Source organism: Roseibium sp. MB-4 (assembly GCF_053005265.1).
Genome location: NZ_JBRKQB010000001.1, coordinates 384072 through 398242, shown reverse-complemented (window position 1 = coordinate 398242; position 14171 = coordinate 384072). Strand labels below are relative to the sequence as shown.

Below are 14171 nucleotides of genomic sequence, written 5' to 3'. Positions count from 1 at the left end.
GGTTAGGCGGACCTGCGAAGAAGCTGCGCAAGGTCCGCAGCGCTCATAGGGCGCCCGAAAAGATAGCCTTGTCCGACACGGCACCCGAGACCGAGGAGCGTTTCAGTCTGTTCCTCGGTTTCAATGCCCTCCATGACTGTTTCCATGCCAAAGGCCTTGGCCATATGTAGGACCGCTTCAATGAGGGCGACGTCCTTCTTGTTGGTTGTCACCTTCGATATGAACATCCGGTCCAACTTGATCTTGGAAAATGGATAGTTCTGGAGATAGGCCAGCGACGAATATCCCGTGCCAAAATCATCCAGAGAGAAGCAGCACCCCAGCTCGGCGAGCTCCTGCATGCTGGACCGCACATCAATGGTCTCGTCAATAAACAGCGATTCTGTGATTTCCAGATCGAACCGGTCGGCCGGAAATTTTGTGGCCTTGAGCGCATCTTCGACGGTGGCGACGATATCGCCCCGCGAAAACTGGAGGGCGGACACATTGACCGAAAGATTGATGTTGCTGTTCCATTGACCGACCTCTTCCATTGACCGATGCAAGGTCCAGGCTCCCAATTCGACGATAAACCCGTTTTCCTCCGATATCGGAATGAATTCCACGGGTGAGATTTCACCCAATTCTCCATGCCGCCAGCGAAGCAGTGCTTCCACGCCAATAATTTCCCGGCTCCGCAGATCAATCAGCGGCTGGTAAACCATCCGGAGTTCGTTCCGTGAAATCGACTTGAAGAGCTCTGTTTCCAGGCTCCGGCGCCGTTGCAACGTGTCATTCATTTCCGGGCGGAAAGCCACGCAGGCCAGCTGAGCGCTTCTTCGCGACAAGGCCAATGCGTTGCCGGATTTTTTCAGAAGCTCGTCTATTTCGGACGCGTAGTGGTCGACGATGTATCCGAAATCCAGCCGGACAGAGATCCGGGATCCCTCGATCATGTAGTCTTTGCCAACGACTTGTTGCACCGTCTCAAGGAACCGTTCAGCGCAGACCTCCCCTTCTTCCGAAATGTAGGCTGCGGCAAATACATCGGCCGTAAGCGCCGCCCAAGTCACTTCCGTGCCAAAATGCTGGGTCACGCGGTCCGCAACCGCTTTTCGCAACAAATCCCCGTAGGAAAATCCCAGTGAGGCGATGATCTGGTCAAGGTTGGAAATCGAGAACTGAACAAGACACAGGACTTGCCCATCAAATCCAGCTCTTTCAACGGTCGCCGGCATCTCGTCTTCGAAGCCATTGCGGTTGAACAACCCCGTGACAGGATCGAACTTTGCAAGATAAGCCAGCCTTTTGTTGGCTTCGTATTCCTCGGTAATATCCCGGCAGGTCAGACACGCCAGCGCCTCATTTTCCCGCGCGTGTTTCCCTTTTTTGCTGGTTACTGTTTTTTCAGAGCGCGTTACCACATACTCAATAACGCGCAGCTGACCATCTTCCCCAGTCATCTTGAGGAGTTTGGGTTCAGGTTTGCCCTCTGTTGTGTCGGATAACACCGCAACGGCATCATCCACCAGTTCAACTGGCAGTGCGTCGCGGCCAGATTCGTTCGGAACGGCGTTCAGACCAAAGAGCTGACGCGCGACCTCACTCGACGCTGTAATCTTCTCCGACCGATCAATCACAACGATGGCATCAAAACTGTCGTCAAAGACCTGTCCCAGCATTCGGACCGTATTGCGCTGGCTGATCTGGTAGAGCTGAGAGATCAGTTTCCTGAGGCCGAGTTCCTGGAAAATGATGACAATCGCAGAGGCGACAAGCAGCACTTGCGCGGACGCCGTTGAGATCAGCACTGGACGTTCTTGAAGGGCAAAATACCCGGCAAGCTCCAAGAGCAACATAAAGCCGACCAGCACGGCCAGTTTCGTGCTGAGGCCTGTTCTTTTCGTTGTTGCGAGCAGCACAAACAGAAGAAGAACCGATAAAACGGCAGGCATTGCGCCACGGATAATCAACGCCCGGTCCTGCATGAGGGTTTCAGCCCCAAGGGCCTGAATCATGGCGCCAGGAAGGATGCCGTATACTGGTGTTGGAAACAGGTCCCGCAGTTCCTGAGCGCTTGCTCCGATGATGACCTTTTTCCCAAAGACGGTCGTATTGGCGACGTCTCCTTCAAGCACATCAATCATGGATACCCGGGGCATCTGATCAATGGCGATGCTGTAATCCAGCCAAAAGGCCCCTGAGGTTGCGCCGGTATGGCCGCCGAGATAGGCGGCGGCGGACAGCTCCTCAACGCCGTTTAGTTCAAATCCGTAGATGTTTCGCCAAATCCGGCTGTCGGCCTCCACCGGCACCATCACAACGACGGGCCAGGCGAATTCCAAAAATTCCGCTATTGGTTGGTTGAGAATTTCTTCGGATTCGTCCTCTGCACCGGTTGCCGCCTGGCGGAAAGCTGCAAGACTGACGTTTCCTGCACGCTCAATGGACGCCGCAAAAATCGCATCATCTTCTGGAGTTGAGACCGAACTGAAATCGATATCAAAAACGATTTCAGTGACGCCAGCTTCGGACAGATTGTCGATCAGATCCGCGTAGGTTCGCCGCGGTATTGGCCATACGCCAAGTTGCTCGAGCGACCGCGCGTCAATATCGACAAAGAGCAAATCTCCTGTGACCGGACGCTCGGACGCTGTGAACCGGTGTTCCCATAGCATCCGGTCAAGCCCGTCCGTAACGCGGACAGCTTGCAGCGCCAAAAGACCTGCCCCCATCAGGCCTGCAAACACGATCGCTGCAAGAAATCTCTTTAAGTCAGCCGAAATTGCTCCTAATCGCACTTTGCCCGCCCAATCCCACCTCTAAATGTTCGATACACTCCGGCTTGCATCCCATCAGGACGCTTTGGCATCAAGTTTCGGCTCCCCAACCGATAGCTTGAGTACGCAAACACCAATGGCGTTACAAACGACCGCCTGTATCAGCTCCACCGTTGCCGTTCCCGTTGCCATTTCCGTTGTTGCCGGAATTGCCGTTGCCGTTTCCGTTGTTGCCGGAATTGCCGTTGCCGTTTCCGTTGTTGCCGGAATTGCCGTTGCCATTCCCGTTGTTGCCGGAATTGCCGTTGCCATTTCCGTTGTTACCGGAATTGCCGTTGCCATTTCCGTTGTTACCGGAATTGCCGTTGCCATTCCCGTTGTTACCGGAATTGCCGTTGCCATTTCCGTTGTTACCGGAATTGCCGTTGCCATTTCCGTTGTTACCGGAATTGCCGTTGCCATTTCCGTTGTTACCGGAATTGCCGTTGCCATTTCCGTTGTTACCGGAATTGCCGTTGCCGTTTCCGTTACTGCCAGAATTGCCGTTGCCATTTCCGTTGTTGCCGGAATTGCCGTTGCCGTTTCCGTTGTTGCCGGAATTGCCGTTGCCGTTTCCGTTGTTGCCGGAATTGCCGTTGCCGTTTCCGTTGCCATTCCCATTATTGCCAGAAGATTCGCCGCTCCCGGAAGAACTGCCCGCGCTCCCATTACCGGCGCCACCCGAGTTGCCACCAGCATTCTGCCCCTGGCTGTTTGTTGAGCCTCCCGAAACGCCTTGATTGGAGGTGTTCGTAGACTGGCTCGGAACATTTCCGATTGACGGAGTGGCAAAAGCCGGAGCCCTTGCAGCGCCCGGTGACACAGAGGGCGCATTCACACCGGACACCGACAAGCCCGACCGGCTGCCGGGCGCACTTGAGGCACTTTGACCTGGTCCCAGCGAAGCGGTTTGGCCGGTCGCCAAATCGGAGACCTCAACAAGGCCACGTTCAACAGAAACCCGCGCTTCGCGGCTGTTCACGGAAACACCAAACCGCGTTCCTTTGACAACAGCGGCGAGAAAAGGGGTTTCGACTGTAAAATGCGGACGCCCACGCTTTTGAACATCGACGGTCAGGCGGCCAGAGCGCTGAAGCAGCGTGGTCTTGCGATTGTTGCTCCGATACTTTGAAAGAGCAAACTTGGCATTCGGGCCAACCGAGATGGTCTCTGCGCCGCGCGCGATCAGCGCCCGCGCGCCGGAACGCGTTGCCATGGTGTAACCTGGTTGAAACACCATACCGCGTTGAACGCGGAACGCTTTGACCTCTGGCGCAACAAAATAAACGACCCCAGACACACGCTTGACGACCCACTCAGCGCGCGCTTCACCGACGCTAGACAGGACCGCGAAACTGCAGAGAAAAAAAGCGAATACGTTGAACCCAACCGGTCTGCCAAATGGTTTTATAACAAGGAGCTTATAAAACACCGTAGACACGTCTATTGACCGAATGGAAACCACGCCAGACACCGTATTTTAGATGATTATTGAAGCGCCTTATAACATTGACAATTTTAACGTTAGGTGAAGGCCAGCAAACAGGGCGCGGAACATAAGTTGAACCCCGATGACATACTCATACTACCACAGCGATAAGGGCCAAGACTATCGCAACTATTTCCAACTGACGGTCACCTGCGTTGAGGAATTGATAAGACAGGCAAATCCCGGCTTCGATGCTGTCTAACGACAATCAAAACAACAGTTTTATTCAGCCTGTGAACCTTGAACGGCAACACTAGCACTTAACGCTACGATTACCATAAGCAGAGAAAGCCCGGCGAACGTCACGGGCAAGCCGATCCCGTCCGCAACGAAACCGATCACCGCAGGCCCCAATAATATTCCGCCATACCCGGCTGTTGCGACCGCTGCAATCGCGGCGCCTTGCGGCATGACCTTTTGCCGCCCTGTTAAGCTGAAGAGCACCGGGACAATATTGCAGACCCCGGCCCCGATTGCCGCAAATCCGATCAGCGACACAGCCAGGTTGCTCGCCGTTGCAACGAGCAGAATACCGGCAATGGTGATCACTCCGCCCCAAAGCAGGATATTTTTCGGGCCGAACCTGGCAACCACCCGGTCGCCCAGCAAACGACCGATCGTCATCGTGATTGAAAAACACATGAAGCCAATACCGCCCTGGGCAATGTCCACCAGCCCCTGATCTGTGATCAGCGCAGCGCTCCAGTCCAGAACAGCTCCTTCGGTCAAAAACGTGATGGCAATGAGGAGTGCCAGAAGCAGGACAACGCTTTTCGGGAAAGCCCCGCCCGTTGAAGAACCGCCCGTGCGATTTGGGAGCAGCCGGGGGGCCGCTAAAATCAGCAGCAAGAGGCTTGACAGCGCAATCAAGCCAGCAGATGCGAACGGTGACAGGCCGAGCGTCAAGAAAAGCGTGACACCCCCTGCCCCGGCAAACCCGCCGATGCTGAACTGGGCATGGAACCCCGACATCAGCGGTTTATCCGATCCGCTTTCAACATCCACCGCATGGGAATTCATGCCGACTTCCATGACACCGAGGAAGCTCCCGAACAGGAAAACCGCGATAGCCATGAGCGGGATTGTCTCTGCATACCCAAGAGCCGGAAATCCGGCAATCAAACCGATCCCGGACCCGACGATCACTCGACGGCTTCCAAATGCGGCGCATAGAGGTCCGGCAAGCGGCATGAAAAGAACCGAGCCAATACCGAGGCACAAGAGCAAAAGACCAAGCCCGGCATCATCAACGCCAAGCCTTTGTTGTGCGAACGGGATCAGCGGTGACCAGGCGCCCATGGTCAGTCCACCAATGAAAAACACCAGCCGTGTTGCAAGCCGCGTTTCGAACCGGTTGAGGCTCAAGGCAGCATCATGACCCGTCACCGGTCGTAGTCCTTTTGTGTTTTGCAGGGCCCGGCTCGTGATCAAAAATCCTAGGTCGCCGGGGTCAGAATTTCGTTTTCAACAGAGCGGAAAACGTCGACATGGTCAATGTTCATTTGCTGGATGCCGCACTTGACCGCCAGTTCGAACACGTCGCGATCATCACCGTCATAAAAGAGCTGCGTGGTGAGCCCAGCATCCCTTGCTGAAGCGGCCAGATCAGGGTCCAGGTTGTGCGCTTGAAACTCCAAAATTGCCGCGCCTTGCGCGACCGCCCTTTCAACCGAGCCGACATGATCAAACAAGACCATGAGCCGGAGATCAGGAACACGGGCCCGTGCCTTGGCGCGAATGGCCTGGTCAAAGGAGAACGTCCAGGCTGTTTCCAGGAGACCGTTAGCCTGGAGCATGTCTCTGACCTTCGCCGGGTCTCCTTCTTTGATCTCAGCATAGACCGAAATCCGCTCCCGGCACGCCTTCAGGAATGCATCAAACCGCGGCACACGTTCGCCGGAAAACTCTTTTGAAAACCAGGAACCTGCATCAAGTCGGTCGATCTCAGATGAGAGTTTGTCGGCAAACCGGCCCGAGCCGTTCGTCGTTCTATCCAGCGTGTCATCGTGAAAGACGTAGAGGACACCGTCGCGGGATGGACGGACATCGAGCTCGACCACTTCCGCGCCTGCTTCGATCGCTTTTTCCAGAGACGCCAGAGTGTTTTCCGGGGCTTTAAGGCTGAGGCCACGATGGCAAACAATAGCTGCACGGTTCACGGATATGCTCCAGAAGGTTCGGGGTCAAAGCACCAGCAATGTTGAAGGGAAACGAAGCTCGAGCGACCGAGACACGAAAGGAATGCCTGAAGACTTTGATGCCTTCATGACATATATCACGTTCATCAAACTACAGATTGTTTCAAGGTCAAAAGCGGCCGCTTTGGTCACTATCAACTGTTGCCTAGCGCAGTTGTAGACCCCGCAGAAACTTCCATTCTTCTCGATAACTCGCCGAGTCGTTTTTCCGAACCATCCAGCGGAATTATGACAAATTGTTCACCCTCAATAAACAGTCAGTCAAATTGCAGCTTTTGAAATACAGCTTATGTGATGGAACAGCGTTCCCCATGGAACGTCTTCAACAGTCTTATTGATGAGGTTCCAAAATGATCCGTCTTGCTACATCTGCCTTCGCCCTGTCCGTTCTCGCTGGCGCTGCTGTCGCTGAACCGGTTGCGTTCGACTTCGACAAGTCCCACTCCAACCTGTCCTTCACGTATGATCACCTTGGTTACTCCACCACCGATGGCCGTTTTGGCGACTGGGATGGCACCCTGTTAATCGACAAGGAAACCCCGGCCAATTCCTCAATCGAGTTCACCATTCAGATCGGCAGCCTCGATACATTCTGGGCAGATCGCGACAAGCACCTCCTGAGCGCCGACTTCTTTGACGCTGAGAAGTTCCCGGAAGCTACCTTCAAGAGCACAAGCGTTGAACAAACCGGCGAGAAGCAGCTTGAAGTCACCGGAGATCTCACCATCAAAGGCATCACGAAGCCGGCGACCCTGACCGTTGATGTCAAGGCAATGGGTGAGCATCCAATGGCGAAGAAGGAATCGGTTGGTTTTGCCGTAAACACCGTAATCAAACGATCTGACTACGGCATGGACATGTTCGTGCCCTATGTAGGTGACGAGGTCACGATCACGTTTCACACCGAAACGCTTACGACTGCCGCAACAAACTAATCTGCGAAGATGCGGGGAGCCTTGTTAAGGCTTCCCGTTTGCCGAAGGAAACTGCCATGTATCGCAATACGCCAACCGGTTATGGCCGGATAGCCATTTTCTTTCACTGGACCATGGCCCTGCTGATAATCGGCATGCTCGCCTTCGGACTTTATCTCAAGCAGCTGCCGCAGACCGACCCGAACCTTTTTCAGCTGTACCAGCTGCACAAGTCCTTCGGCTTTGTTGTATTGGCGCTTGCGGCCTTCAGGCTGGTTTGGCGTCTGACAAACCCTTCACCGAAACTGCCGTCCGACATGCCGGCTCTTGAAAAACTCGCAGCTCATCTCGGTCATATCGGGCTCTACGTCCTGATCTTCGCAATGCCGATCACAGGCTGGTTCATGGTGTCCGCGTCCCCCTGGGGCATCCCGACGGTGGTCTTTAACGTTCTGCCGATCCCACACCTGCCCTATCCGGAGGCCCTTGGAACAAAAGAACAGGCCGAAGCCTTTTTCATGATCCTCCATGAATATGGTGCGTATCTGTTGATCGCCTTGGTGGTTGTTCACATCGCCGCCGCACTGAAGCACCACTTCATTGCCAAGGACGACACCTTGAAGCGGATGACATCAACCAAGCCAGCTCAAAACGCGCTTGAATCACATTCTGAGAAAGCCAAAGCATGACACTGAAATCACTTGCACTCCTCAGCTGCACCTTGTCTTTCCTGACCGTGCAGCCCGCACTTGCCGCGACATGGACTGTAGATCCGGCGCAGAGCACACTTGGGTTCCAAGTCCAGCAGGGCAGCAGCGCTTTGACAGGACGGTTTACCTCCTGGGACGCATCCATCGAGTTTGACCCGGACGCGCCGGAAAACGCCGATATTTCGGCCACGATCCGTCCGGCCAGCGCCTCCACCGGCAACGCCCAATTTGACGGGACCCTGCCGAATGGCGATTGGTTTGACACCGCCGCGTTCCCGGACGCGACCTTCACCGCAGACAGTGTCGAACGGGTGGAAGGCGACAGTTACCGGGCAAACGGAACGCTCACGATCAAAGGTGTGTCCATGCCGCTCGTCCTGGACTTTACGCTGGCGATCAATGGTGACACTGCCACAGCCAGTGGCATGGCGACTTTAAACCGTCTTGAATACGGCCTCGGATCCGGTGTCGGAACAGACACCGTCGGCGACGCTGTCACCGTCACGCTCAACCTGACGGCGACCCGCTAGCTTTTTTCGGATCTCGCGCGGTCTTCAACCGCGCGAGGCTGCCAAACCGATGCCGCTTGCAACGAACAAACCACCAATCGCTTTGTGCATCCGACCCATAAACCGTCGCGACAGGTGAAGAACGCTCAAACGGCTTCCAACGAAGCCGTAAATCATAGCGACCGAGAACGACACCAGCGCGATCAGAACAACCATCCCGGTCAGCTGAGTGACAGCTGTTCCCGAAGGATCGAGAAACTGGGGAAACAAAGCAGTGAAAAACACAACTGCCTTGGGGTTTGCGGCAGCGACGAGAAATCCACTCCGATAAAGGCGCCCGGTCGTATCCGCTTCTGACCGTTTGTCTCCGCCGATATTGAGCCCGTTGGAAGCGCTGCGCCACATCGAAAAGCCAAGATAAACAAGATATGCGGCACCAGCATATTTGATGACCATGAACAAGACAGCCGATTTGGCAAGCACGATGCCAAGACCGGCACAGGCCAAGATGGCCTGCACCACGGACGCACTCATATTTCCAAGTGCGGTCGCAAGCACCTGTTTCCATCCATAACGCGCACCGTGGGTAAATGCGATTAATGTGCTGGGGCCTGGCACCATCGAGGCGGTGAAGACTGTCAGTGCGAACAGGGCCCAAAACGACAGGTCCATAAGTCCCCCAAAGATAATAGCTAAATGAAAACGATCAGATCGGACGAATTTTCTGATCGCACTGTTTCACAAGCGCTCAACAAGCTCAACGGCTATGCGCCGAAATTCGAAAACCAGATCGATTGCACCTTATGTCGGCTTGGACTCTTCCAACATTTTGCTTAAGAACACGCCACAGACCTTTTGCCAGGGGCTGATCCGTCAGCGCCTAGCCAGATCAGGAAGGCTTTTTGCATGAACGCGCCCGTCACCCCGCCAGACTATCAGCACAGCGCCCTCTTCCCGCAAGGCGAAGACACAACGCCCTATCGCAAGCTGACCTCTGACCACGTCAAAACAGCCGAATTCAACGGCGAAGAAGTTTTGGTCGTCGAGCCGGAAGGCCTGCGCCTTCTGGCCGAAGAGGCCTTCAAGGACATCAATCACTTTTTGCGGCCCGGACACCTCGAACAGCTGCAGAAGATCCTGAACGATCCGGAAGCCACTGAAAACGACAAGTTCGTCGCCTTTGATCTTTTGAAGAACGCCAACATCGCCTCCCACGGCGTTCTGCCGATGTGCCAGGACACCGGCACTGCGATCATCATGGGCAAGAAGGGCCGGCGGGTGTGGACCTCCGGCGGCGACGATGCATCGCTCGGGGAAGGTGCGCGCGATGCGTATTACAAGAAGAACCTGCGCTATTCGCAGCTCGCGCCGATTTCCATGTTCGAGGAGAAAAACACCAAGAACAACATGCCGGCGCAGATCGAACTCTATTCGGAGGGCGAGGACGCCTACAAGTTCCTGTTCATGGCCAAGGGCGGTGGGTCTGCGAACAAGACCTTCCTGTTCCAGGGAACGCCATCACTCCTGACCCACGATCGCATGATCGACTTCCTGAAGGAAAAGATCCTGACGCTCGGAACAGCCGCCTGTCCGCCCTATCACCTGGCGATCGTTATCGGCGGCACGTCGGCGGAAATGAACCTGAAGACGGCCAAATACGCTTCCGCCCGTTATCTGGACAACCTGCCGACCGAAGGCTCGGAAGCCGGGCACGCGTTCCGTGATCTGGCGATGGAAGAAGAGATCCACAAGCTGACCCAGGCAACCGGCGTTGGCGCACAGTTCGGCGGCAAATACTTCTGCCATGATGTCCGCGTGATCCGCCTGCCACGCCATGGTGCCTCCCTGCCGATCGGTCTGGCCGTGTCCTGCTCCGCCGACCGTCAAGCTGTCGGCAAGATCACCAAGGACGGTATTTTCCTGGAACAGCTGGAGATGCATCCGGAAAAATATCTGCCGGAAATCACCGATGAACACTTGGGTGGTGACGTCGTCGAGATCGACCTGACGAAGCCGATGTCCGAGATCCTCGGGGAACTCACAAAACATCCGATCAAGACCCGCCTCTCCCTGACCGGAACACTGATTGTTGCGCGGGACGCGGCCCACGCCAAACTGCGCGAACGGCTGGAAGCCGGTGAGCCCCTGCCCGACTACATCAAGAACCACCCGGTCTATTACGCAGGCCCTGCCAAGACCCCGGACGGAATGCCCTCCGGTTCCTTCGGGCCGACAACGGCCGGACGCATGGACGCCTATGTCGATCAGTTCCAGGCAGCCGGCGGCTCGATGGTGATGTTGGCCAAGGGCAACCGCTCCGCCCAAGTCCGCCGCGCCTGCCAGGCCCATGGCGGCTTTTATCTCGGCTCCATCGGCGGCCCGGCTGCCCGGCTTGCCCAGGACTGCATCAAGAAGGTCGAGGTCGTTGAATTCGAGGAACTCGGCATGGAAGCGGTCTGGAAGATCGAAGTCGAAGATTTCCCCGCCTTCATCGTCGTCGACGACAAGGGCAATGACTTTTTCAAGGAACTGAATTTGGGGTGAGTTTTGGCCGGGCTCCGGCAAAATCCATATTGCTCCAGCAAAGCCCGCAAGCACCCATACTTGCGGGCTTCGTGCTCTTTAAACCTCTGATTGTCACCTTAGAGACGAAACAAATAAATCACTCGGAGCTTTGAGTGTTTGGTCTTTCCCTTTTCAAAAGACATAACCGCCACAAACTCATCGGATTCTGTTTGCTTTCACTATGCGTTTTCGGCCTGATCTTCGTCGGCGCAGACACGATCCGAGCCGATTATCGGGCTCAATGGGCCGTAGAGCTACTTGGTGTTACAGGTGCCCTTTGGCTGTTTCGTATTGTTGGAGTTCTCCTATCGGTTGGACTTGTGCTCGGTCTGAAGTCCGATTTTCGCGCCGACAAGAAAATGGATCGCATTGCGACCCAGAGAAATCTGCTCGATAAAAGTGTTCGTCGAGATCCGTGATAAGACGCGGAATTGAGTAGCAGAAATCCTGTCCCCGCTACGGGTGCGGAGCCTCCCATGCCGTGCCGATGTTTCGCACCCATGCTGATCGAGTGAAAAGGAAACGGCATGGATCACCGGGTCAAGCCCGGTGATGACATAGGAGAAGCTGCAGGTTTCGCTACACATTTTCGACTTGCCGCCCCGCCGTCCCGGGCTCGACCCGGGACCACAATCGTGTTGCGAAAGGTCCCGGCTCAAAGGCCGGGACGGCCACGTATTGAACAGCATTCCGGGAGTTATTGCGCCAAAAGACCAAGTCTCCGTTACCGGGCCATCTCCCTAAGCATTTAGGGCAATCTGAAAGCCTATTTTAAGTTGTATTCTCTATCTTCTCAGCAATTCTGACATGCGGAGGATCGGGAATGCGGCAGCAGAAATCCTTTGGAAAGCGCGAACACAGTTTTGTCCCGCAAGAGCGGGGACGGTCCCTGCCCCGCCGTCCAATCCACGATGCGGTCGATAGCTATGAAGATCCTGTCCTTGTGCGCTTTGCAACGGACACGCCCTGGCCGGCCTATGCTGCTGCGGGAATTACGCTGGCGGTCATAGCGACCACACTTTTCGCTGTTGGCGAGTTTAGCACCATAACACTGCTGATGTTGGTTCCGATGATGACCTTCGTCGGTTTCATCCTGTTTCTGCAGTTCAAGGGACTGCAACGTGGCATGCAGGGTGAAAAGGAAAAGAGGAAGCGCGCGATCCAGGCGAAGTATCCACTGGTGCCGATTGCCGGAATGATCGCCGGACTTGTCTATTTTATGATCACCAGGGAACAGAGCCTTTTGGACATTGCGGGCTATGACTGGTCCGGCATGTTCGGATTGCGCACCGACATCGGAAAAGACGAGCCGCTGACGACACAGTTGTTGGAGACAATGGCCAAGTTCGGCGGCGCCGGGGTCGCCGTGGCCGTCCTTTGGTTCAAAGTCACCAAGAAAGAGCCGGCAGACTGATCGGCCTCCAAGAACGGGAAAACGCGCCTTCTGAGTGTTAGGTACAGGCCACTATCCATGTATTTACCAAGGAAGCTTGCACAATGTGACACGCCTACTTCGGATCGGTTAAGCGTAAATTTCACAGGATTGAGAACCGCCATTCATCGACGCATCCTACGTCAGATTGCGATCGATGAGGTGCGCCGTGCGACGACCGATTTACGCATTGTGGTTCCGCCCCCGCCCAGATGCGGAGCCATCTGAAAAAACGGACGGAAAAGAGCTCGCGGCCCGCATGGAGCGGTTCTCCGTCGCCACTTTCCCTTTCTATCTGATGCTCTCCTTAAGCGCGGTCCTGGCAACGTTGGGCCTGGTTGCCAACAGCACCGCAACAGTGATTGGAGCAATGATCATTGCGCCCTTGATGGCGCCCATTCTGAGCCTCGCATTTGGCATAGCGACCTACGACTGGGCGCTGATCAGACGCTCGGCTGTCACCGTTCTGGCTGGAACGGTGTGTGTGGTGACGATCGGGTATATCGGAGTGATGGCCATTGGCGCCCGGATCGTAGGACCGGAGATTCTGGCAAGAACCAGCCCGTCGATGATTGATCTCGCCGTTGCCCTCGCTGCCGGCTGCGCTGGCGCCTATGCGCAAACCCGGCCCAGCATCGCCGACTCCATTGCCGGGGTCGCGATCGCGGTTGCCCTTGTCCCTCCCCTTGCTGTTGCCGGAATTGGACTGGCATTGGGCAGCAAGGCAAGCTCTGAGATCGGTCTGCGTCTCGACGAGTTCGGTTTGCAGGATGCGGGCATCGATGTCGCAGCTGGAGGGGCTCTGCTGTTCTTAACGAACCTTGCTGGCATCATTATCGTCGCCGCGCTGGTGTTTCTGTTGCAGAACTATGGCCAGTGGAAGAAGGGTCTCGCCTTACTGATCGTTGCTTCGCTTGGCGGCTATTTCCTTGTGCCTCCGCTCAACACTGCCTTGCACGAAATCTATGTCAAAAACCGTCTTTTGCGGCTGGTGATCAAAAATCTGGAACGGGAACCCACCTTTGGTTCCAAAGGCACCGAAGTGCGGATCCAAACGGTCAATGTCGGCTATCGCAACGACCATTTGTTCATCCGGGTCGACCTTCTGGCCGACCGCCAAAAACTGGCGCAAGCACAAGAGGATTTGGAACGTTTCAGTGCCCAGCTGGCAAAGGACATTGGCGAAGACGTTCTTATAGAGGTCGACATCGGCGCCATAGATGTCATGCGCCTACGCGCACTCGGCCGCGGGAGTTGATGTTTCCGCGCCATAACCACACGCATGACCCGACTAACCCGCCCGGCACAGCAAAACCATCAATCCTGATCTTCAGTGTCGGATTTCAACGTCTCACCTGAAGTTTCGGCGTCCGTCCGCTTTAACGGTTTCAGCGCCACGCACATCTGACGAATGTGAGATGTTCTTCTTCCGCCGTACTGTGCCATGATGTCCTCCCAAGGATCTTCCGTTCAACTGAAACGAGACTATCCAAGGCGTGCGCCTCACGACGTGATGGTCGTCACATCCGGGCCGAATAAGACCCACCGGATCATTA

At 55.5% G+C, this 14171-nt stretch carries 13 protein-coding genes and 1 pseudogene; 9 read left to right on the top strand and 5 right to left on the bottom strand.

All coding sequences use genetic code 11. The annotated features are described in order from the left end of the window. Positions 1–2 precede the first annotated feature (2 nt). Positions 3–2780: an EAL domain-containing protein gene (locus ACVDG4_RS02005; protein ID WP_447233834.1), complete on the bottom strand. Its 2778-nt coding sequence runs from the start codon at positions 2778–2780 to the stop codon at positions 3–5. 115 nt (positions 2781–2895) lie between these two features. Here ACVDG4_RS02005 and ACVDG4_RS02000 point away from each other — a divergent pair, with 115 nt between their 5' ends. Beyond that, the gene (locus ACVDG4_RS02000) at positions 2896–3519 is read left to right on the top strand and encodes a hypothetical protein (RefSeq protein WP_447235111.1); all 624 of its coding nucleotides are present in this window, start codon (positions 2896–2898) and stop codon (positions 3517–3519) included. A gap of 19 nt (positions 3520–3538) precedes the next feature. Beyond that, positions 3539–3688 (top strand): hypothetical protein, encoded by a 150-nt coding sequence (locus ACVDG4_RS01995; RefSeq protein WP_306156133.1) that lies wholly within the window; start codon positions 3539–3541, stop codon positions 3686–3688. Positions 3689–3792: 104 nt separating this feature from the next. Here the strand turns inward: ACVDG4_RS01995 and ACVDG4_RS01990 are convergent. The 3 genes and pseudogenes from ACVDG4_RS01990 to ACVDG4_RS01980 all read right to left on the bottom strand — a co-directional run. Beyond that, positions 3793–4014, bottom strand: a pseudogene (locus tag ACVDG4_RS01990) (FecR domain-containing protein); the annotation flags it as partial. Between the two features lie 495 nt (positions 4015–4509). Next, a complete protein-coding gene (locus ACVDG4_RS01985) occupies positions 4510–5673 on the bottom strand; it encodes an MFS transporter (RefSeq protein ID WP_447233833.1) in 1164 nt (387 codons plus the stop codon). Positions 5674–5723: 50 nt separating this feature from the next. Further along, the gene (locus ACVDG4_RS01980; RefSeq protein WP_447233832.1) at positions 5724–6446 is read right to left on the bottom strand and encodes a glycerophosphodiester phosphodiesterase; all 723 of its coding nucleotides are present in this window, start codon (positions 6444–6446) and stop codon (positions 5724–5726) included. A 389-nt stretch (positions 6447–6835) separates the two neighbouring features. Between ACVDG4_RS01980 and ACVDG4_RS01975 the strand changes: the two genes are divergently transcribed. Genes ACVDG4_RS01975 through ACVDG4_RS01965 form a run of 3 tightly spaced genes read left to right on the top strand, consistent with a single transcriptional unit; the run spans position 6836 to position 8639 of the window. After that, positions 6836–7420: a YceI family protein gene (locus tag ACVDG4_RS01975; RefSeq protein WP_209175099.1), complete on the top strand. Its 585-nt coding sequence runs from the start codon at positions 6836–6838 to the stop codon at positions 7418–7420. Positions 7421–7476: 56 nt separating this feature from the next. Further along, positions 7477–8088, top strand: coding sequence for a cytochrome b (locus tag ACVDG4_RS01970; protein ID WP_306148530.1), 612 nt, complete (start codon positions 7477–7479; stop codon positions 8086–8088). Next, entirely contained in the window at positions 8085–8639 is a 555-nt protein-coding gene (locus tag ACVDG4_RS01965; protein ID WP_447233831.1) for a YceI family protein, read from the top strand. The genes ACVDG4_RS01970 and ACVDG4_RS01965 overlap by 4 nt, the downstream gene beginning before the upstream one ends. A gap of 24 nt (positions 8640–8663) precedes the next feature. Here ACVDG4_RS01965 and ACVDG4_RS01960 read toward each other — a convergent pair whose 3' ends face one another. Next, positions 8664–9290, bottom strand: a complete 627-nt coding sequence (locus tag ACVDG4_RS01960) for a LysE family translocator (protein WP_447233830.1) — start codon at positions 9288–9290, stop codon at positions 8664–8666. 234 nt (positions 9291–9524) lie between these two features. Between ACVDG4_RS01960 and ACVDG4_RS01955 the strand changes: the two genes are divergently transcribed. From ACVDG4_RS01955 to ACVDG4_RS01940, 4 genes are all read left to right on the top strand, one after another. Further along, positions 9525–11162: a fumarate hydratase gene (locus ACVDG4_RS01955; protein ID WP_447233829.1), complete on the top strand. Its 1638-nt coding sequence runs from the start codon at positions 9525–9527 to the stop codon at positions 11160–11162. Positions 11163–11296: 134 nt separating this feature from the next. Further along, positions 11297–11602 carry a hypothetical protein gene (locus tag ACVDG4_RS01950; RefSeq protein WP_447233828.1) on the top strand — a complete coding sequence of 102 codons (306 nt, stop codon included), beginning with the start codon at positions 11297–11299 and terminating at the stop codon, positions 11600–11602. 404 nt (positions 11603–12006) lie between these two features. Then, on the top strand, positions 12007–12597 hold the full coding sequence (locus ACVDG4_RS01945) for a hypothetical protein (protein ID WP_447233827.1): 591 nt from the start codon (positions 12007–12009) through the stop codon (positions 12595–12597). A gap of 187 nt (positions 12598–12784) precedes the next feature. Then, the gene (locus tag ACVDG4_RS01940; protein ID WP_447233826.1) at positions 12785–13873 is read left to right on the top strand and encodes a DUF389 domain-containing protein; all 1089 of its coding nucleotides are present in this window, start codon (positions 12785–12787) and stop codon (positions 13871–13873) included. The last annotated feature ends 298 nt before the right edge of the window (positions 13874–14171 follow it).